At 63.8% G+C, this 24,913-nt stretch carries 22 protein-coding genes; 16 read left to right on the top strand and 6 right to left on the bottom strand.

What is annotated here, in order from left to right; all coding sequences use genetic code 11:
- Positions 1-43 precede the first annotated feature (43 nt).
- From VG543_RS04505 to VG543_RS04495, 3 genes are read right to left on the bottom strand one after another with little or no spacing between them, the layout of a single operon-like run.
- Positions 44-3,037, bottom strand: coding sequence for a Tn3 family transposase (locus tag VG543_RS04505; RefSeq protein WP_024956867.1), 2,994 nt, complete (start codon positions 3,035-3,037; stop codon positions 44-46).
- A gap of 24 nt (positions 3,038-3,061) precedes the next feature.
- Positions 3,062-4,333: a site-specific integrase gene (locus VG543_RS04500; RefSeq protein WP_005413373.1), complete on the bottom strand. Its 1,272-nt coding sequence runs from the start codon at positions 4,331-4,333 to the stop codon at positions 3,062-3,064.
- A complete protein-coding gene (locus VG543_RS04495) occupies positions 4,330-4,743 on the bottom strand; it encodes a MerR family transcriptional regulator (RefSeq protein WP_012480230.1) in 414 nt (137 codons plus the stop codon). The genes VG543_RS04500 and VG543_RS04495 overlap by 4 nt, the downstream gene beginning before the upstream one ends.
- Before the next feature lie 90 nt (positions 4,744-4,833).
- Between VG543_RS04495 and VG543_RS04490 the strand changes: the two genes are divergently transcribed.
- The 7 genes from VG543_RS04490 to VG543_RS04460 are packed head-to-tail and all read left to right on the top strand — an operon-like array spanning position 4,834 to position 13,539.
- On the top strand, positions 4,834-6,792 hold the full coding sequence (locus VG543_RS04490) for an FTR1 family protein (RefSeq protein WP_021201907.1): 1,959 nt from the start codon (positions 4,834-4,836) through the stop codon (positions 6,790-6,792).
- A gap of 24 nt (positions 6,793-6,816) precedes the next feature.
- A complete protein-coding gene (locus tag VG543_RS04485) occupies positions 6,817-7,434 on the top strand; it encodes a cation transporter (RefSeq protein WP_005413376.1) in 618 nt (205 codons plus the stop codon).
- A complete protein-coding gene (locus VG543_RS04480) occupies positions 7,431-7,787 on the top strand; it encodes a hypothetical protein (RefSeq protein ID WP_012480228.1) in 357 nt (118 codons plus the stop codon). The genes VG543_RS04485 and VG543_RS04480 overlap by 4 nt, the downstream gene beginning before the upstream one ends.
- 55 nt (positions 7,788-7,842) lie before the next feature.
- The gene (locus VG543_RS04475) at positions 7,843-9,120 is read left to right on the top strand and encodes a TolC family protein (protein ID WP_024956869.1); all 1,278 of its coding nucleotides are present in this window, start codon (positions 7,843-7,845) and stop codon (positions 9,118-9,120) included.
- The gene (locus VG543_RS04470) at positions 9,117-10,067 is read left to right on the top strand and encodes an efflux RND transporter periplasmic adaptor subunit (protein WP_024956870.1); all 951 of its coding nucleotides are present in this window, start codon (positions 9,117-9,119) and stop codon (positions 10,065-10,067) included. Before VG543_RS04475 ends, VG543_RS04470 begins: the two co-directional genes overlap by 4 nt.
- A gap of 8 nt (positions 10,068-10,075) precedes the next feature.
- Complete coding sequence (locus VG543_RS04465; RefSeq protein ID WP_021201905.1) at positions 10,076-13,267, top strand: efflux RND transporter permease subunit; 3,192 nt, start codon at positions 10,076-10,078, stop codon at positions 13,265-13,267.
- Positions 13,264-13,539 (top strand): hypothetical protein, encoded by a 276-nt coding sequence (locus tag VG543_RS04460; RefSeq protein ID WP_019184735.1) that lies wholly within the window; start codon positions 13,264-13,266, stop codon positions 13,537-13,539. The genes VG543_RS04465 and VG543_RS04460 overlap by 4 nt, the downstream gene beginning before the upstream one ends.
- 15 nt (positions 13,540-13,554) lie before the next feature.
- On the opposite strand, the gene VG543_RS04455 is transcribed toward VG543_RS04460, so the two are convergent.
- The gene (locus VG543_RS04455; RefSeq protein ID WP_012480224.1) at positions 13,555-14,652 is read right to left on the bottom strand and encodes a UvrD-helicase domain-containing protein; all 1,098 of its coding nucleotides are present in this window, start codon (positions 14,650-14,652) and stop codon (positions 13,555-13,557) included.
- Positions 14,630-16,210, bottom strand: a complete 1,581-nt coding sequence (locus VG543_RS04450; RefSeq protein WP_021201904.1) for an ATP-dependent nuclease — start codon at positions 16,208-16,210, stop codon at positions 14,630-14,632. Before VG543_RS04450 ends, VG543_RS04455 begins: the two co-directional genes overlap by 23 nt.
- A gap of 274 nt (positions 16,211-16,484) precedes the next feature.
- Between VG543_RS04450 and VG543_RS04445 the strand changes: the two genes are divergently transcribed.
- Positions 16,485-17,537, top strand: coding sequence for a DNA-binding protein (locus VG543_RS04445; RefSeq protein WP_024956871.1), 1,053 nt, complete (start codon positions 16,485-16,487; stop codon positions 17,535-17,537).
- Between the two features lie 20 nt (positions 17,538-17,557).
- Here VG543_RS04445 and VG543_RS04440 read toward each other — a convergent pair whose 3' ends face one another.
- The gene (locus VG543_RS04440) at positions 17,558-18,316 is read right to left on the bottom strand and encodes a hypothetical protein (RefSeq protein WP_223224790.1); all 759 of its coding nucleotides are present in this window, start codon (positions 18,314-18,316) and stop codon (positions 17,558-17,560) included.
- A gap of 123 nt (positions 18,317-18,439) precedes the next feature.
- Here VG543_RS04440 and VG543_RS04435 point away from each other — a divergent pair, with 123 nt between their 5' ends.
- The 8 genes from VG543_RS04435 to VG543_RS04400 all read left to right on the top strand — a co-directional run bounded on the left by VG543_RS04435 (position 18,440) and on the right by VG543_RS04400 (position 24,903).
- Positions 18,440-18,790, top strand: a complete 351-nt coding sequence (locus VG543_RS04435) for a helix-turn-helix domain-containing protein (protein WP_043033515.1) — start codon at positions 18,440-18,442, stop codon at positions 18,788-18,790.
- A gap of 174 nt (positions 18,791-18,964) precedes the next feature.
- Positions 18,965-19,384 (top strand): transcriptional regulator CopL, encoded by a 420-nt coding sequence (copL, locus tag VG543_RS04430; protein ID WP_076738343.1) that lies wholly within the window; start codon positions 18,965-18,967, stop codon positions 19,382-19,384.
- Between the two features lie 113 nt (positions 19,385-19,497).
- Positions 19,498-21,366 carry a copper resistance system multicopper oxidase gene (locus tag VG543_RS04425; RefSeq protein ID WP_012480217.1) on the top strand — a complete coding sequence of 623 codons (1,869 nt, stop codon included), beginning with the start codon at positions 19,498-19,500 and terminating at the stop codon, positions 21,364-21,366.
- Complete coding sequence (locus tag VG543_RS04420) at positions 21,363-22,631, top strand: copper resistance protein B (protein ID WP_423177860.1); 1,269 nt, start codon at positions 21,363-21,365, stop codon at positions 22,629-22,631. The genes VG543_RS04425 and VG543_RS04420 overlap by 4 nt, the downstream gene beginning before the upstream one ends.
- A gap of 12 nt (positions 22,632-22,643) precedes the next feature.
- Complete coding sequence (locus VG543_RS04415; RefSeq protein ID WP_012480216.1) at positions 22,644-23,414, top strand: c-type cytochrome; 771 nt, start codon at positions 22,644-22,646, stop codon at positions 23,412-23,414.
- Positions 23,415-23,433: 19 nt separating this feature from the next.
- Positions 23,434-23,943: a nuclear transport factor 2 family protein gene (locus VG543_RS04410; protein WP_031269112.1), complete on the top strand. Its 510-nt coding sequence runs from the start codon at positions 23,434-23,436 to the stop codon at positions 23,941-23,943.
- A 14-nt stretch (positions 23,944-23,957) separates the two neighbouring features.
- On the top strand, positions 23,958-24,482 hold the full coding sequence (locus VG543_RS04405; protein ID WP_024957403.1) for a DUF411 domain-containing protein: 525 nt from the start codon (positions 23,958-23,960) through the stop codon (positions 24,480-24,482).
- 70 nt (positions 24,483-24,552) lie between these two features.
- Complete coding sequence (locus VG543_RS04400) at positions 24,553-24,903, top strand: four-helix bundle copper-binding protein (RefSeq protein WP_012480213.1); 351 nt, start codon at positions 24,553-24,555, stop codon at positions 24,901-24,903.
- The last annotated feature ends 10 nt before the right edge of the window (positions 24,904-24,913 follow it).

Genomic DNA, 24,913 nt, shown 5'->3' with positions numbered 1-24,913 from the left:
ATTTCAAAGTTGATTGCTCGTCTCTCGATCAGGTTCTCCCCATCTATGGGGTCTGTTCAAGCACCTTGGCTGTGTAGCTCAGCGGCGCCACTTCCCTTTCAAGATCCAGGTGGTAGTCGCCGAAGCGATTGATGTGGCTGGTCCGATAAGGCGACAGGCCGGCCAGGATCTCGGGCGTCAGTTCAATCCCCTCCTTCCTCATCTCGGCCAAGGTCCGGCTCATGCCTTCCACGTTGTCGAGGATGATCATGTTGGCCACCAGCTGGCTGTACTTGATGATCTTGCGCTGCTCGTGTTGGACGTTCTCAGCAATGATCCCCTGGCTGCCAAAGAACACCCATTTCACGAAGCCGTTGTATTCCTCGCTCTTGTTGGTGGCAGCATGGATCGTTTTGCGGATCTCATTGTCATCAATGTAGCGCAGCAAGAACAGCGTTCGAACGGCCTTGCCAAGTTCCCGGAAGGCGAAGTACAGCTTGTTCTTCCGGCTGTAGGTGCCCAGCCGGCGCAGGATCGAGGACGCGGTGATCTTGCCCAATCGGATTGAGATCACCACCCGCAGCATGTCGTGGAGATGGGTGGCGATCAGTTGCCAGTCGATGCTGTCCCCGAACAGTGCCTGGATGTTCTTATAAGCCCTACCCGGTTCGGGCCGAAAGAATGTCAGGTCCTTGATGTTCCGGATCCGGGGCATCAGCTGGATGCCCAGCATGTGGGCCAGGCCGAAGACCGGATAGCTTTGGGCCTGCGTGTCGCCATGGACGATCTCAGGCTGGATGTCGGAAGTGTTGGCCAACAGACCGTCGAGGATGTAGATGCCCTCGTGCACGCCACAGGGAATGAAGTGGCTGAACAGCGCTACGTATTTGTCGGACACGTGGTAGTAGCCGATGCCACCGTAGCCGCCGTAGCGGATGTGATACTCCGACAGCAGGTTGTCCTCGTAGACGCTCCACTTCGTGCCATCAGCTGATGCGCTCTTGCCGCTGCCCCAATAGCCAGGCAGGTCGAATTTGTTGTAGGTATTGATGACCTCCACGATGGCCTTCTCAAGCACATCCTCGGTCACGTATTTCAGGTTGAGCCAAGCGACTTGGCGCCGGCTGAAGCCCTTGATCGACCGCGCCGTCTGCGTCGGCCCCAGGTTGCAGCCATAGCAGAATAGCGTGGTGATCACACGTCGGGGCAGATCTTCGACCTGGCTCTCGGTGCCGGCGATCGGGCGGAAGAAACGGTGCAGATCCAGCCATTGGCTGGCATCGATCAGGACATCGACGATGCTGGATTCTGGAAGCCGTTCGGCGATGAGGCGATCCACCGTGGTAATCGCGCTGGAGACTTCGGCGCGTTGCCCCTTCCGCAGCACCAGGCGCCCATCCAGGATGTCCGCATGTACGTTCTCCGGGAAACGCGCGTCGACCTCATCGGCCAGGGAGGTCAGTTGTGCACGTAATCCCGCCACGAAAGACTCGGCGTCGGTGGGCAGGCCTGACACCTGGCCGTAGGCTTCCAGTTCCTGGGCCAAGGTGGCTTCATCGACCAGCTGCTCACGGTAGTCATCAAACCGTTCGCTGCTGGGAATGAAGAGATCTCCGGACTTCAGTTCGTCCTTGACCTGCACCAGCACGGCCAGCTCGAAGTACTTACGGTGCATCCAGCCGGCGCCGGCTGCACTGGCCCGCTTGCCGAACACGTGCTGACACCAGAGCTTGGACATCCAGTCAAAGTCCTTTTCCGGGTCCAAACCGAGGGAGGCGACCTCGATCAGCTCACGGCGCTGGTTGCGCAGCGAGAGCACCGCTGCGATCAGCGGCTCCATGCCGGCGTCGTGGCTGGTCGCCCGAAGTTTCATCAGCTCCAGCCCATTGAACAGCAGCGGCCTGACCGCGCCATAGGGCTGCAGCATGAAAGGCAGGTAGTTCTTCCCGGCGTAGGCCATATGTTCTTCGCATTCGGCCAGCAAGGTCGACACTTCCGCTTCCAGGCTGTTGTCGATGGCATCCACGCGCTGACTATCGCTGCCGTCTAGCTGATAGGCCTGCAGGATTTCCTTGAGCTGGCCGATGAGGAAGTCGGCCCGTTTGGCATGTTCGAGCTGGTAGGCCAGCAATTTCTGCTGGGCCGTGTTCTCCAGCCCGCGCACCTGCTTGATGAACAACTCGGCTGCATCATCCAGTGTCTTGGCATGCTGGGCGCGAATGAAGATGGTGGCCAGCGCATAGCGCTTGTCCGGAGCCAGTTCGGCCAGCTCGCTGGCGTCATAGGCCCGAGCCATTGCACGGAACTGCTTGAGCTTGGGCACCGGCACATCGATGGGAGGCAGCTGGTCGGCCAACTGCTGCAGCATGCGGATGTGCTGCAGGTAGAACCGAACTTCCTTGTTGGTGGGCCGGCCGGGCTCGCGCTTGAGTGATTGCCAGCCGGTGAACCTGGACCCTTCCGGTGCGCGCAGCAGTTCGTCGATGAGCGTGCGCGTGGCAGGCGTCAGCGCGTGGCTGATGCTGCGGTAGTAGCCCAGATTGACCCGCTCACGGGCGCCGATGGCGGCCAGCTCCAGAGTGCGGAAACCGGGCAGTTCGTAGCGATGGTGCACCAGCTCTTCGAGCAGGACGTTCACGATGTCCGGGATGGTGTGCTTGGTCTGGGCTGCTCCGGTGGCCACTGTGTCCAGCCAAGCCAAGCCCGATTTATCCAGGGGACGTACCCCGATGAATTGCCGAAGCTGCGGCATATGCCGGCGCTGGCTGCCGGAAGCGTCGTAGCGTTCGAGCTGGTCGGTGTCCAATACGCGCCCGAGTCGGGCGGCCTTGGCGATGTGCTTCCGGATCCGCTCGGGTACGTCGGCCAACAGCGTGAAGTAGCCCAAGCGTTGGAAGAGCTTGAGATGAATCAGTACCGCCAGCTGCGGACCCGGCTGGGTGGTCAGCTGCTTGGCGAATGCAATCTCAGCGGCGGTCGGGGTATAGATCTCCTCCAGTTCCTTGGCGGTGGGATCAGGCTTCAGTCGCGGGTAGGCGGTCTCGTGAAGGGTAGCCATTGGATCCGGAGGGTGTGAGGGAGATCAGTCCCAGTGCCGGCCGTCGTCTGTACTGAGCGACGCTTCCAGGAAGCACTGGTGCGTATCGGCCATGCGGTGCATGTCATCGAGCAACGTGGCCAGGATTTCATCCAGATCCCTTTCGGGATCGGTGGGAGCAGTCAACTGGTACTCGCTGCTGGCGGTGTTCAGGCGCACAGCCTGGAACGGGGCCAAGCAGATCTCTTCAATTCGGCCTCGGGCCTTGGCCGCGCCGCGGCCCGTGCGGGCAAACGGGGTCAGCACCATGCGCAGGCGCAGCTGCAGGGCCGATTTGCCCTCCGGCGCCGGCAGTGCCATCGCCGGTACCGGCACGGTTGGACTGGGCAGGCTTGCTTCAATGCGGTCCCGGGCAAACGGGTCACGCCCGTCCAGGTAACGCATGGCCGACTGCACATCGCGCCAGCCCACGTACTCCATCAAGGCCTTCATGTCCCAGCCTTGGTCGTTGGCCCAGCTGGCAAAGCCGCGGCGCAACGAATGGCTGCTGTGGAGCCCCGCATCGGCAAAGCCGGCACTGGTCAGCAACTCGCGCAGCAGGCGCACCAAGCTGTTGGGATGCAGGCCTTCGGCGCTCACCTGGCCCCATTGGTTGACTGCCCGAAACACCGGCCCTTCTTGCAGGTCGGCCGCCTGCAGCCACGCCTGGGTCGCCTCCACCGGACATAACCGCGACAGCGCCGGCACCTTGTAGGTGACGCCGGCTGCCTGGCGATCACCCTTGCTGCGTGGCAAGAAGCAGGTCATCCCCTGTCCCGGCACCAGCGTGAGATGGGCCACGTCCAGACGCAGCAGTTCATCGCCACGGAATCCCCGCCAGAACCCGAGCAGCACCAGCGCTCGGTCTCGTTGATGGCGCAGCGCCGCCGGCCCATCGCCCCGGGCATGTGCCGCAGCGATCGCCGCGGCCAGCCAGTCATCGAGCTCGACCAGCCGCCGAATCTGGAGCGGCGCGGCTTGCTTGACCTGGCCCGGGTGCAGGGTCTGGATGCCTTTGAGCACCTTGCGCACCAGCGGCGATCGGGTCGGGTCGACAAAGCCGTGGTCGCGGTGCCAAGAGGCGATGGCCGCCAGACGTTGGCGGAGGGTGCTGGTCGCCAAGGTCTGCGCATAAGCGGCCAGGTACCGGGCCACGCTGTCAGGTGTCGCTGGGAGGTGGCCTTGCCATTCAACCTCGAAGTGCCGCAGCGCCGACGCATAGCTGCGCACCGTGTTCTGGCGCGTGGCCGCATCGAGGTAGCGGTCCAGTTCGGTCACTGGCGCGTGGCCTCCACCGAGGTCGTCTGGCGCAGCGTCGACAGGATGGTGCATTCCGCCCGCTGCCCGCCATGGCAACTGGCAATCACCCGTTCCAGCTCGCTGGCCATGCGCTGCAGGTCGGCCATGCGGGCGCGCACGTCGGCCAGATGGCTGCGGGCCAACCGGTCCACGTCCCCGCACGAAAGCTCCTCATCGCCGGCCAGCTGCAGCAGGCTGCGGACCTCCTCCAGGCTGAAGCCCAGGTCCCGGCCACGCGCAATGAAGCGCAGCCGCTCGATGTCGGCCGGGCCATAGACCCGGTAGCCGTTGCCCGTGCGCCCCGGGCGCGGCAGCAACCCGATCCGCTCGTAATAGCGAATCGTCTCCAAGTGGCATCCGCTGGCGTCGGCAGCCTCACTGATTTTCATTCGTAGTACGCTTGACTCCGTAGTAGCTACGGACTTTACGCTGAACCCGTATCCGCCGCCACTCCGGCCGCGGCGCTGCATGTGACGACCATGCCACTGCCCATCGCCTTGATTCGCTACTGCCTGATTGCCTTGCTGATCGGCTGGGTTCTGCCCGCTTCTGCTCAGGCGGAGCCTGCCGCAGCAGACCTGCGCCAAACCTGGCAGATGCTCGATTACATCGCGGTCGACTACCCCGGCGCGGTCCAGGCCGGTCGCGTAATTGCCCCCAACGAATACGCCGAAATGAGCGAGTTTGCCGGCGCCGTGCGCAGTCAGCTGGCAGCATTGCCCGGTGGCCAGAACCAGCAGGAGCTGACGGCCCAGGCCGACCGCCTGGTCCAGGCGGTGGCAGAGAAGGCCGACCCGGCGCAAGTGGCAACGTTGGCGCGCGGGCTCGGCACGACGCTGTTGGCCCGCTACCCGATCGGCGCTGTTCCGGCGAGCGCGCCGAAGACCTCCCAGGCCGCGTCCATCTACAGCCAGCAGTGCGCGGCCTGTCACGGCCCCACAGGTCACGGTGATGGCCCCGCCGCGCAAGCGTTAAGTCCGCCGCCGATCGCGTTCACCGATGCCACTCGCGCCGCGCAGCGAACGCCGCTGTCGTTGTACGAGGTCATTTCCCAGGGTGTGCCGGGTACCGGCATGGTCAGCTTCTCTGGGCTGTCAGAAAGTGATCGCTGGGCGTTGGCATTCTATGTGGGCAGCTTGGGGTACTCCTCGCAAGCCAAGGCTCAAGGTGAGGCGTTATGGCGCACCAGTGCCGAGGCCCATACGCACATTCCCTCGCTCGAAGCGCTGACACGCACGCGAGAGGCCGATCTTGCCACCACGATGCCCGCCGATCAGGCAAACGCGATCATCGCCTACCTGCGTTCGCAGCCACAGGCAGTAAACGAAGCGGTACCAGGAGCCGATCGCTTTGCGGTGGCGCGGCAGCGACTGGCCGCCAGCCAGCGCGCTTACGCTGATGAGGACCTGGCTCAAGCCAAAAAGCTTGCGCTCTCGTCCTATCTGGATGGTGTAGAGCCGCTTGAACCCACGCTGGCCACGCGCAATCCGTCATTGCTGCGAGAGATCGAGACGGCCATGGCAGGCTACCGCGCGCAGCTGGATCAGCATGCGCCCGCGGCTGACGTTGCCGGGCAGGCAGCGCAAATTGCCCAGCTGTTTGATCGCGCGGACGTGGCGCTGCAGGACACCCGAATAGGCGCCAGCACCGCGTTTCTAGGCAGCTTTACCATCTTGGTACGCGAAGGACTGGAAGCGCTGCTGATCGTGATTGGTATCGTGGCGTTCTTGCGTAAAGCCGAGCGGTCTGATGTGTTGCCGTATGTGCATGCGGGTTGGATCTGCGCGTTGTTGGCAGGCGCAGCTACCTGGGCAGTGGCCACTTACTTTGTTGATATCAGCGGTGCGAACCGGGAAGTCACTGAGGGCGTCTCGGCCTTGTTCGCTGCCGCTGTCCTGCTCAGCGTAGGCATCTGGATGCACCAAAAGAGCCTTGCAGGGCGGTGGCAGGAGTACCTGCACGCCAAGCTGACGACTGCGCTGACACGGCGCTCGGCTGTTTTCCTGTTCATGCTGGCCTTTGTCGCGGTGTACCGCGAGGTGTTTGAGACGATCTTGTTCTACATCGCGATGTGGAGCGATCAGGCGTCCACCGCCATCCTCGCAGGCCTGGTGGCGGGAATCGCGGTGTTGGCTGCGGTGGCGTACTGGATGCTGCGCATGAGCAGGCGGCTGCCGATTGGCCGGTTCTTTTCGATCAGCTCGATTCTCATCGCGGTGATGGCGGTCATCCTGATCGGTAAAGGCGTGGCCGCGTTGCAGGAAGCGGGCTGGATCTCTCAAACACCGCTCGCGTTGCCGCGCATCGAGTGGATCGGCCTGTATCCCACCTGGCAGTCGCTGCTGGCGCAGGTATTGGTAGGCACCGCCGCCATCGTGGGGTTCCTCGCCAATGCCCGTTCCGGTGTGCGCAGACAGCCAGGCGCAAACAAGCAATGAAACAACACAGCAGAGGACCAAGACATGAGTGATTGCGGGTGCCACCACGAAGCCAAGAACAAGGAGGAGCGACGCATCCTCTGGATCGCCTTGGTCCTGAATGCAGCGATGGCCGTGATCGGCGGCATTGCCGGCTGGATTGCCCATTCCACCGGGCTGCTGGCTGACGCGCTGGACATGCTGTCTGACGCCACCGCCTATGCCATTGGCCTGGTCGCTATCGGGCGCACGGCGCGCTTCAAGGCCAACGCCGCGTGGGTCAGTGGCAGCGTGCTGCTGGTGCTGGGCGTAGGCGTGCTGGTCGAAGTCGGCCGCCGGGTGATGTACGGCGCCGAGCCGGTCAGCGGTTGGATGATCGGTACCGCTCTGGTCTCGCTGGCCGTGAACCTGAAGGTGCTCCGTATGCTCGCCCCCTTGAAGTCTGGCGAAGTGCATCTGCGAGCGACCTGGCTGTTTACCCGCGCCGATGTGGTGGCCAACGTTGGGGTGATTCTGGCCGGCCTGTTGGTGTGGTGGCTGGCCAGCCCCTACCCGGATTTCGTGATCGGCGCCCTGATCGGCCTGTATGTGATCAAGGAGGCTTTCGAGATCTTGGGTGATGCTCGCCGGGCGCGTGCCGACGCGCGCAAAACGCCTGCATGACAGCGCTTGGCCGGCTGAGCTGTGGCCTGCGCTGGCTGCTGCTGGCGCACTTGGCCGTGGGCCTTGTGACGCAGCCGGTGCTGGCAGTGGTTGGCGAGCTCCATGCTCAAACCCATCTGGCCGCGGCCGACCATGACCCGGCAGTGGCATCACCAGCTTCCGAGCGTGGCGTAGACGCCGCGCTGCACCGGCTACAGCAGCTGGTGCTGTGCTGTAGCCAGGCCGCGCCGGCTCCAGAAATAGTGTTGGCCATTGCTCATATCGGCCGGCATTGGCCGTCGGCGACAGCCCATGCGGACAGATATCGGCATGAGCACCTGCTCGCGCCGTTCCGGCCGCCGATCGCAGGGTGATGCGCGCCGGCGTGCGCCGGATCCCTGTTGGCTATCGAAAATTCTGGAGTACTTCATGCATGTGCGATTGGCGGCCCTGGCCGCGTGGCTACTGTTGAGCGCGGCGGCAACGCCGGCGACAGCAGAAGAGCTGATGACCTTGGACGACGCGTTTGCACGCGTGGCCCAAACCCACCCCGAGCTGCGCCTGGTCGATGCGCGAGCCACGGTGCTCGCTGCCGAGCGCGACCAGGCCGTGCAGCGGCCACCGTGGACGTTGGGGGCGGAGGTTGAAAATGCGCTGGGCACGGGCGCGGCCCGTGGCCTGGACAGCGCGGAGTTGACCTTGAGCCTGAGCTCGGTCCTGGAGCGCGGCGGCAAGCTCGACGCCCGCCGCACCTTGGCCCAAAGCCGGATTGATGCACTGGCCGTGCAGCGCGAGACCGGGCGGCTGGACCTGCTCGCCGAGACGGCGCAGCGCTATTTGGCCGTTGTCGGTGCCGACCGGCAACGCAGCCTGGCGAACATGGATGTCGGCCAGCGCCAGCGGACCGTCGCCGCTGCCCGGCAGCGCCTGCAGGCTGGCGCGTCTCCCGAATCGGTGATGCTCACCGCACAAGCAGCACTGGCGAGAGCAGAATTGACCCGTGATCGGGCCGAGCAGCAGCGCATTGCCGCCCGGCAGCACCTTGCTGCCCTCTGGGGCGAACGTGCTCCGAGCTTCGAGGTGGTCGCGGCGGATCCCATGACCCTGCCGGCGATCGCGTCCATGCAGTCGCTGGCCGAGGAATTGGAGCGCACTCCCGAGTTGGCGCAGTTTGCCGATGCCCGCCGGATCGCGCAGGCACGACTGCAGCTGGCGCGTTCGGCGGCCTCGCCGGACTTGTCGTGGCAGCTGGGCGTGCGCCGCCTGCAGGAGACTGACGACACCGCGCTGGTGGCCAGCCTGTCCATGCCACTGGGCAGCCGCAGCCGCGCGCAGCCGGAGATCCGCGCCGGCGAAGCCGAGCTGGAGGTTCTGACGATCGAGCGCGAGGCCAAGGGCCTGTCGCTGTATTCCACGCTGGTCGAAGCCCATGGTCGCTACACCGTGGCGCAGGCCGAGGTGGCACGGCTGCAAGGCGAGGTGCTGCCGAAGTTGGCCCGGGCTGAGCAGGCCGCCGAGCGCGCCTATCGCGCCGGCGCGATCAGCTACCTGGAATGGGCACAGCTGCAGTCCGAACGCACGGCCATGGCCCAGCAGCAGCTGGACGTGGCGCTCGATGCGCAGCGCGCCCTGATCGAAATTCAACGCCTGACCGGCCAGGCGCTTGTCGCGCCGCCGGCGGCTGCTTCCACCGGAGAGACCCCATGAATCGCTTTTCCTGGACCGCACTGGGCATGGCCCTGATGATGCTGGCCGCCTGCAACGCGTCGGCCCCCAACGAAGCGTCCGAAGGCGGCGCCGCCGCTGAGGGCGAAGAGCACGGCGAGCACGAGGAAGCGCCGCTGGAAACCAAGATTGCCGCCAAAGCTGCGCAGGCAGCGGGTATCCAGGTCGCACCGGCAGGCCCCGGTGAGATTGCTGACGAGCATGAGGTGCAAGGGCTGTTGACCCCGATTGACGGTCGCATCGCGCAGGTCACGGCACGCTTCCCCGGACCGGTCCGCTCCGTGCGTGCGGGCGTGGGTGATCAGGTACGGGCCGGCCAGGCACTGGCCACGGTAGAGAGCAACCTGAGCCTGACCACCTATACCGTCACCGCGCCGATCAGTGGCGTGGTCATGGCGCGCACGGCCGCCGTAGGCATGGCCGCCGCTGAGGGCGCGCCGCTGTTTGAGGTCGCCGACCTGTCCACGCTGTGGGTGGACCTGCACATCTTCGGCGCCGACGCCCAGCACATCGGTGCTGGCGTGCCGGTGACGGTTACCCGCTTGAGCGATGGCGTCACCGCACAGACCACCTTGGAGCGCGTCCTGCCCGGCACCGCCACCGCCAGCCAAAGCACCATTGCGCGCGGCACGGTGGCCAACACCGATGGCCTGTGGCGGCCGGGGTCGGCGGTCAAGGCGCGGGTCACCGTGGATCGCCAATCGGCAGCGTTGGTGGTGCCGATCACGGCGCTGCAGACCGCAGAAGACCAGGACGTGGTCTACGTGCAGCAGGGCGAAACCTACCACACCCGGCCGGTGAAGCTGGGGCGCCGCGACGCCGAACGCGCCGAAGTGCTGGAAGGCCTCAAGGCCGGTGAACAGATGGTGGTGGCCCAAAGCTTCCTGATCAAGGCCGACATCGAAAAGTCCACCGTGGAAGAAGAATGAGGCCCGCCATGCTCGAACGCCTCATTGGGCTGTCCATCCGCCATCGCTGGCTGACGCTAGTGCTCACCGCTGCGCTGGTTGCGCTGGGCGTGTGGAGCTACCGTCACCTTTCCATTGACGCCACACCCGACATCACCAACGTCCAGGTCCAGATCAACACCCAGGCCCCGGGTTACTCGCCGCTGGAGGCCGAACAACGGGTCACCTTTGCCATCGAAACGGCCATGGCCGGTCTGCCCAAGCTGGACTACAGCCGCTCGCTGTCGCGCTACGGGCTTTCGCAGGTCACCGTCGTCTTCAAGGACGGCACCGACCTGTACTTTGCCCGCCAGCAGGTCGCCGAGCGCCTGCAGCAGATCGCCTCCCAGCTTCCCGAAGGGTTGGACCCGGAAATGGGGCCGATCTCCACCGGGTTGGGCGAGATCTTCATGTACACCGTGGAGGCCGAGCCCAACGCTCGCAAGCCCGACGGCACCCCGTACACGGCCACGGACCTGCGCACCCTGCAGGACTGGGTGATCCGGCCGCAGCTGCGCACCACGCCCGGCGTCACCGAGGTCAACACCATCGGCGGCTTCGAGCGGCAGATCCACATCACTCCCGATCCAGCTCAGTTGGTGGCGCTGGGCTTCACGTTGAACGACGTGGTCGCCGCGGTCATGCGCAACAACCAGAACATCGGCGCCGGCTACATCGAGCGCAACGGACAGCAGTTCCTGGTGCGCGTGCCGGGCCAGCTAGCCAATCTGGAGGCAATCGGCAACATCGTGCTGGACCGGCGCGATGGCGTGCCCATTCGGGTGCGCGACGTCGCTAGCGTGGGCGAAGGCAAGGAGCTGCGCACGGGCGCGGCCACCCAGAATGGCCACGAGGTCGTGGTCGGTACCGCCTTCATGTTGTTCGGCGCCAACAGCCGGGAAGTCTCCCAGGCGGCCGCGGCCAAGCTGGATGCCGCCAACGCCAGCCTGCCTGCCGGCGTCCATGCCAAGGCCGTCTATGACCGCACCGCGCTGGTGGATCGCACCATCGGCACGGTGTCCAAGAACCTGATCGAGGGCGCGCTGCTGGTGGTGGTGGTGCTGTTCCTGCTGCTGGGCAATGTGCGCGCCTCGTTGATCACCGCGGCGGTGATCCCGTTGGCGATGCTGTTCACCATCATCGGCATGGTGCGTGGCGGCGTGTCGGGCAACCTGATGAGCCTGGGCGCGCTGGACTTCGGCCTGATCGTGGACGGGGCGGTGATCATCATCGAGAACTGTCTGCGCCGGTTCGGCGAGGCGCAGCACGCGCTGGGCCGCCAGCTCAACGATGAAGAGCGCTATGACCTGACCGCCTCGGCCACCGCCGAGGTGATCCGTCCCAGCCTGTTTGGCCTGGGCATCATCGCCGCGGTCTACCTGCCGATCTTCGCGCTGTCCGGGGTAGAAGGAAAAATGTTCCACCCGATGGCGATCACGGTGGTGCTGGCCCTGACCGGCGCCATGGTGTTGTCGCTGACCTTCGTGCCGGCGGCGATCGCCAGCTTCCTGCGCGGCCGTGTGGCTGAGCACGACAACCGCCTGATGCGCTGGTCGCGTGCCCGTTATACGCCGCTGCTGGATTGGGCCCTGCGTCGGCGCGTGGTGGTGCTGGCCGGCGCGGCCGTGCTGGTGGTGGGCTGTGGCGTGCTGGCCACCCGCTTGGGTTCGGAGTTCGTGCCGAGCCTGGATGAGGGCGACATCACCTTGCAGCCCATGCGTATTCCCGGCACCAGCTTGGAGCAGTCGGTGGCCATGCAGGAAACGCTGGAGAAGCGCCTGGCCCAGTTCCCGGAGGTGGCCAACATCTTCTCAAAGATCGGCACCGCCGAGGTGGCCACCGATCCTATGCCGCCGTCGATGGCCGACACCTTCCTGATGCTCAAGCCCCGCGACCAGTGGCCCGACCCGCGCAAGCCCAAGGCCGAGCTGGTGGAAGAGCTGGAGGCGGCGGCCAAGGAAATCCCGGGCAGCAACTACGAGTTCACCCAGCCCATCCAGATGCGCACCAACGAGTTGATCTCCGGCGTCCGTTCGGACGTGGCGGTCAAGGTCTACGGCGACAACCTTGACCAGTTGACGCGCCTGGCCAGCCGGGTCGAGCGGGTCATGCGTAGCGTCCCCGGCGCCGAAGACGTCAAGGCCGAGCAGGTCTCCGGCCTGCCGCTGCTGACCATCACGCCAGATCCGGCGGCATTGGCACGGTATGGCCTGAACCCGGGCGATGTGCAGGAAACGGTGGCCACCGCCATTGGGGGCAGTGTTGCCGGCCAGTTGATCGAGGGCGACCGCCGCTTCGACCTGGTCGTGCGCCTGCCCGAAGCGCAGCGCCAAGACCCCGCTGTGCTGGCAGATCTGCCCATTCCGCTGCCGGCAAGCACCAGTGTCGATGAGTCCAGCCGTCTGGCCGCCGGCGCCAATGGGGGGCCTCGCACGGTGCCGCTGCGGGAAGTGGCGAAGATCCAGGTAGAGCGCGGGCCCAATCAGATCAACCGCGAGAACGGCAAGCGCCGCGTGGTGATCACCGCCAACGTGCGCGAGCGCGATCTGGGCGGGTTCGTCGGCGAGTTGCGCACACGCATCGGCCAGGATGCCGCGCTTCCAGAGGGCTACTGGATCGATTACGGCGGCACCTTCGAGCAGCTGATCTCGGCCACCCAACGCCTGGGCGTGGTCGTTCCGGTGACACTGGCGTTGATCTTCGCTCTGCTATTCATGGCCTTCGGCTCGGCCAAGGATGCGGCCATTGTGTTCAGTGGCGTGCCGCTGGCGCTGACCGGCGGTGTGCTGGCACTGGCTCTGCGCGGGATTCCGTTGTCGATCTCTGCCGGTGTGGGCTTCATCGCGCTGTCGGGCGTGGCCGTACTCAACGGGCTGGTCATGATCGCCTTCATCCGCCGTCTGCGCGAACAGGGCGATCCGCTAGACGACGCTGTGCGCGACGGCGCCCTTGGACGCCTGCGACCGGTGTTGATGACCGCCCTGGTAGCCTCGCTGGGCTTCCTACCCATGGCCTTGAATGTCGGTGCTGGCTCGGAAGTGCAGCGGCCGCTGGCCACTGTCGTCATCGGCGGCATCGTCTCATCCACCGCATTGACCTTGTTGGTGCTGCCGGTGCTCTATCGTTGGCTGCATCGCGACCGAGCTCCCCGCGCCGGTAGCACTGCTTTGGAGTCCCCATGAACGAGCTCAACCTGGAACAGGTCCGTGCGGCGATGTTTACCGACCCGGGCGTGAAAGCGGTGGACGACCTGCGCCTGGTCGCCGGTGAGCATGGCCGTGCGATCGCGGCCACCATCACGGTCGCGGCGCCCTCGGTCGACCTGGACCTGGTGCATGCTGTGATTGCCCAGGTCCTGGCCGATCAATTCGGCATCGATCAGATCATGCTGTGTTTCAACGACCCGGGCCCGGTACCGCCGCCGCCCACCGCGGCGCCGTTAAAGAAGATGTGATCGCAGCCCCTGGCTCTATGCGTCTGCGCTGGCAGGCGCATAGAGCTGATGACCCGGCAACGCGCACGCGCCGGCATACACAAAGGCCACGCTTTGCCGCGCCCGGGTGAAGGCCACGTAGTATTTCGGCGGCGCGGTGATACGCGCTGCATCGGCCGTGCGCAGGTACTGCGTCAACGGCCCGTTCGGAAAGATGAGGACCCGACTGTAGGTGCGGCCCTTGCACTGCCCAAAGTTCACCGCCGGCAGTCCGTCGCACGCCTGCCGCCGGTCATGCCGGAGCACGGTGGGGGCGAACTCCTGCATGTACGCGGCCACATCCCCTGGAGCGACGAGGTAGATGCCATCGTGTCCGGTGACCTCGCCATTGCCTGATTGGGTCCGCGGCATCTGCGGATAGAGCGTGTCAGCCATATCGCACAGGGCCTGGACGCAGCGCAGACTGGTGAGGCGGTGATCCAGCCGGCATAAGCCGTCGGCCTCCCAAATCTGAAACAGCGCTGCCAGATTCGGACCACGGTATTGGCTGTACCTTTGCGCATAGTTGGTGGCATACGTGGCTTGGCGCGTATCGCCTACCAACGTGATGGCAATCTCGCTCTTCAACAGCCGTTCGACCAGATCCAGATCAAAGCCGGCCAGATCCTGGACTTCGTCGATGTAGAGCTCGTCGTACATCGCCGCCAATCGCGCCACGACCTGGCCTTGGGTCAGCTCATCGCAGCGCACAGCGAAATCGGCCGCTCGGTCCGAATACATCCGGTTGCCCGCCAGGTAGTGGCGCGCCACCTGGGTGCGTGGGGCGCGGTTGTTGGTGACACCTTCTACGAACAGGATGGTCTCGATGCGAGGCTCAGGGCAAAGCGCAGCTTGGTACGGGCGAATGCACTGGCGCAGCAGAAAGCCATACCAGCTGTGCAAGGTGACATGCGCGGGGACCGCGCCTGCGTGGGCCTCAAACGAGCGCCGGATCTCTTCCAGGTTTTCCAGCGTGTAGGTGACAATCGCGATGCGGCGCCCAGGTCGCTCCAAGGCCTGCCGGACCAGCAACGTGGTCTTGCCCGAGCCGGCTGCCGAGAGCAGGACCCGGTTAGGTGATGGCACGCTGGACATAGTCCGGGAACCTGATCGAGTGCGGGCTATTGAAAATCGCCAAGGCCGTATCGGTCTTATGGCCCTTCATGTACTTGAGCAGCGCCACCTCATCGGCAAAGGCCTTGCCCAGCACGGTATTGAGTTCGGCCAGCGAGTTGGCTTTGATCAGCTGCTCTTCCAGCGAAGGGGCGCTCTCGTCGGAATCGTAATAGATCGCGTTGATGTGCTCGGCATAGCGCTCTTGCACAACTGCGATATCACCGTCGTTGTCGGTGATCACCTTGGCCTGAATCCTCAGTCGATCGGCAATCTGCAAGAAGCGTTTGAATGCCAACGACTTGACCGAAATGATGTCTACGCCGTGAGCCATCGGCGCCACGCCGTGATGGTCACTGTAGGCACGCTGCACGATCAGTTCGTCGGAAGGGCCTTCCACCAGGATCGCCTGCTTGGCCAGGATCAACCGCAGCGTGTCGTGGCCCGGCAGCTTCATGAAATAGTCGTGGGTATCGCTGGGCAGCTGGTCCAGCTTCATCTGGCCTTGCGCGCTGAACAGGATCACGTTGTCCACGCCCAGCTTGTTCAACACGAAGCTGCTGTGGGTGGCGATGATCACCTGCTGGGCGGTGGAGAGGGCCGCAATCTTGTCGATCAGCTGGGTCATGCTGGAATAGGACAGATGGTTCTCCGGCTCCTCGATCAGCAGCACGTGAGCCGCGCCGGCCGCGTGCATCGCCAGCTTCATCTTCACCGCGCTTTGCTCGCCCTTGCCGGCCTGGGTGAACGGGAGCTCATCCAGGTAGGGTGACAGGCTGGTTTCCCACGTTGAGCGCGGCGATGTGTCCACGCCTACCGTCAATGCCCTGTGGCTGATGTCCCCGGTGTGCTCGGTCAAGTAGGCATTGATCGCTGCCACATCCGCTTCTTCGGAAAAGCTCTGCCGCATGCGGCGGAAGCTCAGCGACAGCGAGACGCGCTGCGCAGGCGTCAGTGCCTGCTCGATGATGCCGGCGATATAGCGATCGGCACCGGACAAGGTCTTGATGCCGTGCGTGTCGATGATGGTCGAGTCGAACGGAATACTACGGGCGGTGACGCCATTGTTGGCGAAGGAGTACCAGCGCACCGTGTAGTACTCCACCGGCAGGCTGACCGCGCCCTGGTGCTGCTGCAGGTAGGCGTTGAACTCCTCGCGGTAGTCGTCGTTGAGCTCGACCAGCAGCCGGATGCCGGCGGTATCCAGACGCAGGGAGTTGTTGGTGCCGCGTAACGACGCCAGCGCGGCGTCGGCGCCCAAATAGGCTTCGATGGAGATCCGTGGCGGCGAGGCCGGCGTGCCCGTGGCAAGCGCTCCCAAGTACTCCTGCACCATGGGCTGGTGGAACAGGTAGGGCGTGAGCTCGTAGGCAAGATTGCGCCCATGCAGCTGGCCGGTGACCACCGCGTGGATGGCCTCCAGCAGGGTGGATTTACCGACCTCGTTGTCGCCCACCACCAGGTTCATGTGGGCATTGAGGGGCAGGTCCAGATGGCGAAACGACTTGAAGTTGTCGATGACGATACGTTCGATCGGCATGCACAGTCCTTTGATGGCCAACGGGCTCGGTGGCGGAGCCTGCCTGCACCCTGGCTGGCCTCCTTTCCGCTCTGGGCCATACTACCCAGCGATCGCCGGCCCTGGGCGGTTTCGTACTGCTTGGGACGCGGGGAAGGGTCAGAATCCGCCTTACGCGGGATAATTCAATATTATCCCGTATAACTATTTTCGCCGACGAGCGGTCGTCTACCTGCTTTAATAGTATGTAATTACATGGTATGTAATACATTACGAAATAAAGTGAGGTGGCACGATGGCGCGCGCAGGACTCTATAAGAGTGACATCCAGAAGGCGCGCGACGCGCTGCTGGCCCAAGGCAAGAAGCCGTCAGTCGACGCGGTGCGAGTGGCCTTGGGCAACACGGGCTCCAAGACCACGATCCACCGCTACTTGCGTGAACTGGAAGGAGAGGAAGGCGGCGGTCCGGCGAGGACGGTAGCCGTTAGTGATGCTTTGCAGGACTTGGTTGCGCGCTTGGCCTCGCGGCTCCAGGAGGAAGCAGAGGCCATCCTCACCCAGGAGCGTGAGCGCCATCAGGCTGAGCTCCACAGTCGGCAACAGGCGCTTTCCGGTGCCCAAGAGGAGGCTGCCGCCTTGAGCAGTCGGCTGCAGCGCACCGAAGCAAGCCTGCACCAAGAGCAAGCTGCTCACGCCCTCCTTCAACAGAATCTAGGTGACAGGATCGCGGAAATCGCCCAGTTGAACGAGCGCATCGCTGGCATGACGGTGCGGCTGGCTGATCATGAGGCGCATACGCGTTCTCTGGAGGACAAGCATGCCCATGCCCGGGAAGCGCTTGAGCACTACCGCACTTCAACCAAAGAGCAGCGTGAGCAAGAGCTTCGCCGTCACGAGCATCAGGTCCAAGAGCTGCAAGTAGCCTTACGTCAGGCCAATGAAGCCTTGGGCGCGAAGAATCAGGAGCTGTTGGTGCTGAACCGCGACAATGGTCAATGGCTGGAGCGCCACGGGCGGATTGAGCGTGAGCTTGCCCAGCTACGACAGGCCCACGAAGGCCAACACAGCGAGGTCGTGGCGTTGCGCCAGACCGCGACGGACTATTTGGCACTGCAGGAGCGCTGGAAGACTGACGCCAAGACCTTGGATACCATGCGCAACGAGCTAGCTCAAGTTCAAGACACCCTTGCGCGGGAGCGTGAGCGCCGCGAGAGCGCTGAAGCCGATGCGTTGCGTGCCAATGCACGTCTTGAAGCGCTAGAGCCTCTACTGAATCAACTGACGCCAGCACAAAATGCGGTGAAGAAAACTCGGCGCGGCCATGCGCAAGATGGGGGAGCCGACTGACGAGGCTGCTCGTTTGTCTGCTAGCGGCTGGGGTGGCGCTCACCTGTCCAGTACGCCCATTCCATAGGGACGACCCAATCTACAAACAGTTTGGCTACTGAGGACTCCGGTGCCAAATGATAGGGCTTGAACATGCCTTGCTCGGGCGAACTGGTCATCAGGTAGCGCAGGCGCTTCTGGACCTCCTGAAAGATGGCTTCCCGCACATGGGCGCTGTCGTGCACGCCAAGACGCATCGCCACCGAGGCACCTTGGCGTACCGCCGCCCAGCAGCAGTAACGCCACCGCGCGATCGGCAAGCCCCGCGGTCCGGATTGAAAGACGAACCCCACATCACGTGCCCAGCCTGGGTCGAAGTGATGTTTGAGCAATTGCTGCTCCAGAAACTGCTCGGTCTCCCAGAGTGCAAGTTCATCCCACAGCTCCAGTTTCGCGTCCGCCAAGTCTACATCGTGTGCCATATCGCCGAGTTGGTCTTCCAGCACCGGGAGCAGGTGCCTGCGCTCGTGGGTAGACCAGGCGAAAGCCCATTGCAGATCTTCGATGGGCGTGACCTCGGCATCGGGGCGGATCTGCCATCGATCCGCTGGCCAGGGAACTTGGATCAAGGCCAAGTCTCGCAGCGTGTCCAGCACCAGCAAGGTGGAGCGGCGTGTGGGCGCCACCGGTAGGCGTCGTAGCTGCGCGGCTAACAGTGCGGCTAGGAAAAGGGTGCCACGAAGGCCCAACTCCTCGATGCTGGCGACCCCAGATGGCGTCATTGACGAGGTTCCGGGCATGCGGTTTCCGGGGATGAGGGAGCGGCGTGGCTCCTGGGGGGGGGGGCGGCGCTACCGGTGTCGCCGGTTGCCTCAAAGCTAAGAATATCTTAGTATGCAAGGCAGGGTAGATCCGCCATCCTTATGGGGTCTCCATGGGGTGCGCGCGTGACTTTGTCCGTCGACTCAACACCGACCTTCGCTCGACGCCTCAAACAAGCCCGCCTGCACACGGGTTTGTCGCAGAAGGAGTTGGGCATCCGGGCCGGTCTGGATCCTCACGTGGCCAGCCCCCGAATCAACCAGTACGAGCGTGGCAAGCACGAGCCCATGCTGGAGATTGCTGAGCGGTTGGCCCAAGCGTTGGGGATCCCCGCCGCCTTCCTTTACACCGACGATGATCTGCTGGCCAAGTTGCTCCTGCGCTGGGGCTCGCTAAGCAAGCAGCAGAAGCGCGAGTTGGTGAAGCTGATCGAGGCCACGCCCGAGAAGTAAACCGAACAAGCGCTCGCCCTATGGGCAACTCTTCGCCTCAACCCGCCCTTTGGGCGCTTCTGGAGGGAGCTGCAGTGTCCGCGGCTAGTGCGACTGACAAGTCGCGACATCTCAGGCTTACTTGAGATTTTGTTCACGACCGATACACACGCGCCTTGTCTAAAGTGATATACCATGTCGCCCGTGTCAGCCTCCTCACTTCTACTGCGACTGTTCCTGATCACCATGCTCGTGCTTAACGGCGCGTGGTCGGCGTTTGCGTCCGTCAGTATGAACCCGGTCATGGAAGAGCAGGCCAGCGAAGTGGCTGCCGCGGTGCAAGTCGACGAAGACTGCTTCGCCCATCACAGTGCTGAGCATCATCCCGATGCCACATCGATTGAAAAGGCTGGCACTGGGCATGGCGACCATGCCGGTCCCGACTGTTGCAAGTCTTCTGCGTGCCGGTGCGCCTGCGTACACGCTTGCGCGAGCGCACTTCCTGCGCGCCTGCATGTTTCGGTGCAACTGGCCTTGGGCCTGGATGTCATGCCGCTGCCCCTAGGGCATGCGGCACCTGCCTTGCCTCATCTGATCCGACCACCGATCGGCTAAGCGTCCCTAGGCGCCGCAATGGCGCCGTTGGTGTGGCTTGCATGCCTGTTTAGGCCAGCCGCCCGCTCTGTACCACCGCCCGCCGGTGGCAACACGACGCTTGGAGCATTTTCATGTCGCATGATGATTTTCGTGGTCCACGCGGTGGACCGCTGCTGCCTTCGCGGCGGCGATTTGTCCAAGGCTTGGCCTTGGGAGGCGCAGTCGCAGGATTAGGTTTCTGGCCCAAAGCCAGTTGGGCGCTCAAGGGGCCGGGACAACCCAACGTACTATCGGGCACTGAGTTTGACCTGACCATTGGCGAGACGCCGATGAACTTCACCGGCAAGACCCGCACCGCGATCACGGTCAACGGGTCCGTTCCGGCGCCGTTGCTGCGGTGGCGGGAAGGCACCACGGTCAACTTGCGCGTCTCTAATGCATTGCCCGCTAACTCCATCCATGGCGCGGACACCTCCATCCATTGGCACGGCATCATTTTGCCGGCCAACATGGACGGCGTGCCGGGTCTGAGCTTTGACGGTATCGGACGTGGTGAGACCTACCACTACCGGTTCACCCTGCATCAGGGCGGAACCTACTGGTACCACAGCCACTCAGGGTTCCAGGAACAAGCCGGGCTCTATGGCCCGATCGTCATCGACCCATTGGAGCCGGAGCCCTTCAGTTTCGATCGCGACTACGTCGTGATGCTGAGCGATTGGACAGACCTGGACCCGACGGCCCTGTTCGATCGTTTGAAGAAGATGCCGGGCCATGACAATTACTACAAGCGCACGGTCGGCGATTTTGCGCGCGATGTGAAGCGCAACGGCCTGTCGGCCACGTTGGAAGATCGCAAGATGTGGGGCGTGATGCGGATGACGCCCACGGACCTGTCCGACGTCAACGCCAACACCTACACCTACCTGATGAACGGCACGACCTCACTGGGCAACTGGACCGGTTTGTTCCGCAGTGGCGAGAAGGTGCGCCTGCGTTTCATCAATGGCTCTGCCATGACGTACTTCGATGTGCGTATTCCGGGGCTGAAGATGACCGTGGTGGCGGCAGATGGCTTGTATGTCCATCCGGTTTCCGTCGACGAGTTCCGCATCGCGGTAGCAGAAACCTTCGATGTGATCGTGGAGCCCTCCGGGCAGGACGCATTCACCATCTTTGCCCAAGACTCCGGTCGCACCGGCTACATCAGCGGCACGCTCGCTGTGCGCGAAGGATTACGCGCGCCCGTTCCGTCTGTGGATCCCCGGCCGCTGCTGACGATGGCAGACATGGGCATGGATCATGGGTCGATGGATATGTCTGGCGGCAGCAAGGGCATGGAAGGCGGCTGTGGTGCGGCCATGGGCATGCCTGGCATGACCCCACCTGTCAGCGGTAACGCGACCTCGGCCCATGCAGGCCATGCGATGCCCGCCGCCGGCGATGGTGCCATGGCAGGCATGCAGCACGGGGGCATGCAATCACACCCTGCTAGCGAGACCAACAATCCCCTGTTGGACAACCAAGCCATGAGCGTGAGTTCGCGCTTGGATGATCCGGGCAATGGCCTGCGCGATAACGGCCGTCATGTGCTGACGTATTCCATGCTCAAGAGCACCTTTGAAGACCCTGACGGACGCGACCCCGGTCGCGAGATCGAGCTGCATCTGACCGGACACATGGAGAAATTCTCCTGGGGCTTCAACGGTCAGAAGTTTTCCGATGTCGAGCCGCTGCGGCTGAACTACGGCGAGCGTATGCGCATCGTATTGGTTAACGACACGATGATGACCCATCCCATCCATTTGCACGGCATGTGGAGTGACGTGGAGGACGACAACGGCAACTTCATGGTGCGCAAGCACACGGTGGATATGCCGCCAGGTAGCCGACGCACGTATCGCGTGCGTGCCGATGCGTTGGGCAGCTGGGCGTTCCATTGCCACCTGCTTTATCACATGGAAGCCGGAATGATGCGCACGGTGAGGGTCGACGAATGAACATCAATAGACGCGATACCACCCTGACTGCGCTGACGGCTATCTCGCTGGCCCTGGCCAATGCGGCCAGCGCCCAATCTATGCAGCACGGCTCCATGCAGATGGAGCAGGGCGCGCAGACCCAGACTCAGGATCACTCTGCACATCAGGCACCGACATCAAAACCTGCGCCAGCCCAAAAGCCTGCAACACCGGCCAAGACGAGCGAAGCGACGATCGATCATGCGGCGATGGGCACCGCCGAGCCGCAGGCTAACGCAGCCGAGCCTGCCATGCAGGGCATGGACCATTCGCAGATGGGGCACGGCTCGCCCGCGAGCACACCTGCGGCGCCCACAGCGCAGGCGCAGTCGATGCAGGGCATGGATCACAGTCAGATGGCACAGCCCGCTGCAGCCGACACCTCCGGCACGGCCACGCCTGCGATGCAGGGGATGGACCATTCGCAGATGGGCCATGATTCGCCCGCGCCCGCTACACCAGAAGCGGGAATGCAATCGATGGAGGGCATGGACCACAGTCAGATGGGACACGGGCCTGCAGCGCCAACGCAGCCGCGCACCCCGATTCCCGCGGTGACGGACGCGGATCGCAAGGCGGCCATCGCGCCGGAACACGCGCATCCGGTGCATGACAACTCGATCAAGAGCTACGTGCTGCTCAATCGCCTGGAAACCTGGGATGCCGATCCGGGCACCGGGCTGGGCTGGGAGGGCCAGGGCTGGATCGGTACGGACCTCAATCGCGTCTGGCTCCGCAGTGAAGGCGAACGCACGGATGGTCAGACCGAGTCGGCTGATCTGGAAGTGCTTTACGGCCGCAGTATCTCCACGTGGTGGGATGTGGTGGCCGGTGTGCGGCATGACTTCAAGCCTGGGGCATCGCAGAACTTCGCCGCTATCGGTGTGCAGGGCTTGGCGCCGATGAAGTTCGAAGTGTCCGCCACAGCCTATCTCGGCGAAGGGGGCCAGACTGCCGCCAATGTCGAGGCCGAGTACGAATTGCTGCTAACCAACCGGCTGATCTTGCAGCCGCTGGTGGAAGTCACCGCCTATGGCAAGAACGATCCATTGCGCGGGATAGGTTCGGGTCTGAGTGCCGCTGAGGCGGGGCTACGACTTCGCTATGAGTTCACCCGAAAGTTCGCTCCCTACATCGGCGTGGTGTACGAGCGCGCGTTTGGCAATACCGCAGACATGCGACGCGAGCATGGCGAGTCCTTTGAAGACACGCGCTTGGTCATCGGCCTTCGTACCTGGTTCTAAGGGGAACTGACAATGAAATCCAACAAAAAGATGTGGGTATGGCTCGGTGCCGGCGTGGCATTGGTTGCGGTGGTCGCAACCGCCACGGTCTCTCTGGGCGTGTACAACGTGGCCGCCGACGATCCGCATAGTCGCCCGGTGTATGCGCTACTTGAAACGGCGCGCGAGCGTTCCATTGAGGTGCGCGCCGCCAAGCTTCAGCTACCCACGAACCTTGATGATCCTGAGCGTATCCGCCAGGGTGCGGGCAACTACAACGCCATGTGCGTGACCTGCCATCTTTCACCAGACGCGGCGGCCACCGAGATGAGCAAGGGCCTGTACCCCGCGCCACCGAACCTAAGCAAACAGCCGGTCGCTCCAGCTGAGGCGTTCTGGGTGATCAAGCACGGCATCAAGGCCAGCGGCATGCCCGCTTGGGGCGGCAGCATGGACGATGAGTTCATATGGAACATGTCGGCCTTCCTGCAGAAGTTGCCCACGCTGGACGCGACTGCGTACAAGGAACTTGTCGACAGCAGCGAGGGCCATTCGCATGGCGGCGGCGAGACGCAAGGCCACCATGACGACGAAAAGGCCGAGGATCACCCTGCCTTATTCGAGCCGGGCAACAACTCCATGCCGCATGCGCACCCGCCGGGCGTGGACGACGATCACCACGGCCCGACACCCAGCGACACGGAAGTCGGGTTGGTGAGCCACGGCCATCCCGACGGCAAGGTGGAGTCGCACCCTGCACCACACACGCCCGTGGCCGATGACGGCCATGCGCACACCCATTGATCTCCTTGGAGCCCACGCAATGAACGCAACAGCAATCTCGTTCACCCTCGCACTGGCACTGGCCGTCGTGTCCCCCGCAATGGCGCAGGCGACACAGCCGCACGCACATCACCCCGCTGCCGCGGCATCTGCGGACGTCGACGTCCCAGTCACTGCAGAGGCCGCGGTCGCCGTAGCGGAGCGTTTCAACAGGGCCCTGTCTAGCGGCGATCTGGCCACGGTCGAAGCCCTGCTCGCTGCCGACGTTCTCATCCTCGAGTCCGGGGGCGCCGAACGCAGCCGCGAGGAATACATGGGCCATCACGCAGTCAGCGATGCGGCGTTCCTCAAGGGCGCCCATCGCCAGCTGCTCCGTCAGCGCGCACGAGCCGCTGGCGAGTTCGCGTGGGTCGGAACCGAAAGCGAGTTGCATGCCCAGAAGGACGGCCAGCCACTGACCGTCCAGAGCGACGAGACGATGGTGCTGAAGGAGACCGCGGACGGCTGGCGGATCGTCCACATCCACTGGTCCTCGCGGACCAAGCGCTGAGTCGAGAGATTGAAATGACTACGCTCACATTGCACCGTCTGACTTTTGTGGTCCTTGCCGTGGCTGGTCTGGGTGCTTGCACCCAGGATGCTTCATCCGCGCAACCCACAACCTCGCCCTCCGCACAGGTTGTCGTCCAATCAGCCGACGCGACTCCAGCAGCCCTGCCACGCATGACCGTCCACAAGACCCCGACCTGCGGGTGCTGCGGTGTCTGGATCGACCACGTGCAGAAGGCGGGATTCACCGTGGATGCGCACGACATGGATGACCTGGGTCTGGTCAAGGAGCGGTTGGGTGTCCCCTATGCAAAGGGCTCCTGCCACACGGCCGAGATCGGCGGATACGTCATCGAAGGCCACGTTCCGGCCGCGGACATCAAGCGTCTCCTCGAAGAAAAGCCGAACGCACGCGGCCTGGTCCTCCCAGGGATGCCGCTTGGTTCTCCGGGCATGGAGGTCCCGGAGGGACGCCAGCAGCCGTTCACGGTCGAGCTGATCCATCGCGACGGAACCACTGAACCGTTCGCACAGCACTGATCCGTCGCAGCAACAGGGGACGGTGTTGCGGGCGCGCCGATTCTCGCCCGCGAGGAAGAAGGAGAACTACATGACTCACCATTCCGCAGCACACCGGCCCCAGGCCATGAACGAGTGCATCGACAACTGCACGCAATGCCATGCGATCTGCCTGGAGACCATCAACTACTGCCTGACCAAAGGAGGTGTTCACGCGGCCCCGGAGCACATCGCCCTGTTGGCGACGTGTGCCGATACCTGCGCAACCAGTGCCGACGCGATGCTGCGCGGTGCCAGCGTTCACGACGTGGTTTGCGGTGCCTGCGCGGAGATCTGCCGCCAGTGCGCCGATGCATGCGACGCCATGAACGACCCTGAGATGACGCGCTGCGCCGAAGTTTGTCGCCGCTGCGCGGAAAGCTGCAGCGCCATGGCAGCGTAATGCGTCGAGG

Source organism: Stenotrophomonas sp. CASM101 (assembly GCF_049384845.1).
Classification (GTDB): Bacteria; Pseudomonadota; Gammaproteobacteria; order Xanthomonadales; family Xanthomonadaceae; genus Stenotrophomonas; species Stenotrophomonas hibiscicola.
This window is presented reverse-complemented; position numbering and strand designations above follow the sequence as displayed.

Coding starts and splice junctions, on each gene's coding strand:
- VG543_RS04460 (WP_019184735.1), top strand. CDS start 13,264: ATGAACGAGCTCAACCTGGAACAGGTCCGTGCGGCGATGTTTACCGAC.
- copL (WP_076738343.1), top strand. CDS start 18,965: ATGTCGCCCGTGTCAGCCTCCTCACTTCTACTGCGACTGTTCCTGATC.
- VG543_RS04440 (WP_223224790.1), bottom strand. CDS start 18,316: ATGCCCGGAACCTCGTCAATGACGCCATCTGGGGTCGCCAGCATCGAG.
- VG543_RS04435 (WP_043033515.1), top strand. CDS start 18,440: ATGGGGTCTCCATGGGGTGCGCGCGTGACTTTGTCCGTCGACTCAACA.
- VG543_RS04495 (WP_012480230.1), bottom strand. CDS start 4,743: ATGAAAATCAGTGAGGCTGCCGACGCCAGCGGATGCCACTTGGAGACG.
- VG543_RS04450 (WP_021201904.1), bottom strand. CDS start 16,210: ATGCCGATCGAACGTATCGTCATCGACAACTTCAAGTCGTTTCGCCAT.
- VG543_RS04465 (WP_021201905.1), top strand. CDS start 10,076: ATGCTCGAACGCCTCATTGGGCTGTCCATCCGCCATCGCTGGCTGACG.
- VG543_RS04425 (WP_012480217.1), top strand. CDS start 19,498: ATGTCGCATGATGATTTTCGTGGTCCACGCGGTGGACCGCTGCTGCCT.
- VG543_RS04485 (WP_005413376.1), top strand. CDS start 6,817: ATGAGTGATTGCGGGTGCCACCACGAAGCCAAGAACAAGGAGGAGCGA.
- VG543_RS04445 (WP_024956871.1), top strand. CDS start 16,485: ATGGCGCGCGCAGGACTCTATAAGAGTGACATCCAGAAGGCGCGCGAC.
- VG543_RS04420 (WP_423177860.1), top strand. CDS start 21,363: ATGAACATCAATAGACGCGATACCACCCTGACTGCGCTGACGGCTATC.
- VG543_RS04405 (WP_024957403.1), top strand. CDS start 23,958: ATGACTACGCTCACATTGCACCGTCTGACTTTTGTGGTCCTTGCCGTG.
- VG543_RS04475 (WP_024956869.1), top strand. CDS start 7,843: ATGCATGTGCGATTGGCGGCCCTGGCCGCGTGGCTACTGTTGAGCGCG.
- VG543_RS04415 (WP_012480216.1), top strand. CDS start 22,644: ATGAAATCCAACAAAAAGATGTGGGTATGGCTCGGTGCCGGCGTGGCA.
- VG543_RS04455 (WP_012480224.1), bottom strand. CDS start 14,652: ATGTCCAGCGTGCCATCACCTAACCGGGTCCTGCTCTCGGCAGCCGGC.
- VG543_RS04480 (WP_012480228.1), top strand. CDS start 7,431: ATGACAGCGCTTGGCCGGCTGAGCTGTGGCCTGCGCTGGCTGCTGCTG.
- VG543_RS04470 (WP_024956870.1), top strand. CDS start 9,117: ATGAATCGCTTTTCCTGGACCGCACTGGGCATGGCCCTGATGATGCTG.
- VG543_RS04505 (WP_024956867.1), bottom strand. CDS start 3,037: ATGGCTACCCTTCACGAGACCGCCTACCCGCGACTGAAGCCTGATCCC.
- VG543_RS04490 (WP_021201907.1), top strand. CDS start 4,834: ATGCCACTGCCCATCGCCTTGATTCGCTACTGCCTGATTGCCTTGCTG.
- VG543_RS04400 (WP_012480213.1), top strand. CDS start 24,553: ATGACTCACCATTCCGCAGCACACCGGCCCCAGGCCATGAACGAGTGC.
- VG543_RS04410 (WP_031269112.1), top strand. CDS start 23,434: ATGAACGCAACAGCAATCTCGTTCACCCTCGCACTGGCACTGGCCGTC.